Source organism: Halobacillus sp. B23F22_1 (assembly GCF_043497005.1).
Classification (GTDB): domain Bacteria; phylum Bacillota; class Bacilli; order Bacillales; family Halobacillaceae; genus Halobacillus_A.
This window is the reverse complement of sequence record NZ_JBIEKE010000010.1, coordinates 1-1,027: the sequence shown is the minus strand read 5'-3', so window position 1 is coordinate 1,027 and position 1,027 is coordinate 1. Positions and strand designations below refer to the sequence as shown.

At 55.2% G+C, this 1,027-nt stretch carries 1 rRNA gene; it reads right to left on the bottom strand.

The window, feature by feature from the left end:
- Positions 1-1,027, bottom strand: a 23S ribosomal RNA gene (locus tag ACGTNH_RS21090); the annotation flags it as partial.

Here is a 1,027-nt window from a genome sequence, read left to right as displayed (position 1 = left end):
TAGTTAAGTCATCGATTGATTAGTATCCGTCAGCTGCACGTGTCGCCACGCTTCCACCTCGGACCTATTGACCTCATCGTCTCTGAGGAATCTTACTTACTTGGCGTAAGGGGAAATCTCATCTCAAGGGGGGCTTCATGCTTAGATGCTTTCAGCACTTATCCCGTCCACACGTAGCTACCCAGCGATGCTCCTGGCGGAACAACTGGTACACCAGCGGTGTGTCCATCCCGGTCCTCTCGTACTAAGGACAGCTCCTTTCAAATTTCCAACGCCCACGACGGATAGGGACCGAACTGTCTCACGACGTTCTGAACCCAGCTCGCGTACCGCTTTAATGGGCGAACAGCCCAACCCTTGGGACCGACTACAGCCCCAGGATGCGATGAGCCGACATCGAGGTGCCAAACCTCCCCGTCGATGTGGACTCTTGGGGGAGATAAGCCTGTTATCCCCGGGGTAGCTTTTATCCGTTGAGCGACGGCCCTTCCATACGGTACCGCCGGATCACTAAGCCCGACTTTCGTCCCTGCTCGACTTGTAGGTCTCGCAGTCAAGCTCCCTTGTGCCTTTACACTCTGCGAATGATTTCCAACCATTCTGAGGGAACCTTTGGGCGCCTCCGTTACTCTTTAGGAGGCGACCGCCCCAGTCAAACTGCCCACCTGACACTGTCTCCGGACCGGATCACGGTCCTGGGTTAGAATGTCCGTACAGCCAGGGTGGTATCCCACCAGCGCCTCCACCGAAGCTAGCGCTCCGGCTTCTCAGGCTCCCACCTATCCTGTACAAGCTGTACCAACATTCAATATCAGGCTACAGTAAAGCTCCACGGGGTCTTTCCGTCCTGTCGCGGGTAATGTGCATCTTCACACATAGTATAATTTCACCGGGTCTCTCGTTGAGACAGTGCCCAAGTCGTTGCACCTTTCGTGCGGGTCGGAACTTACCCGACAAGGAATTTCGCTACCTTAGGACCGTTATAGTTACGGCCGCCGTTTACTGGGGCTTCGGTTCAACGCTTCGC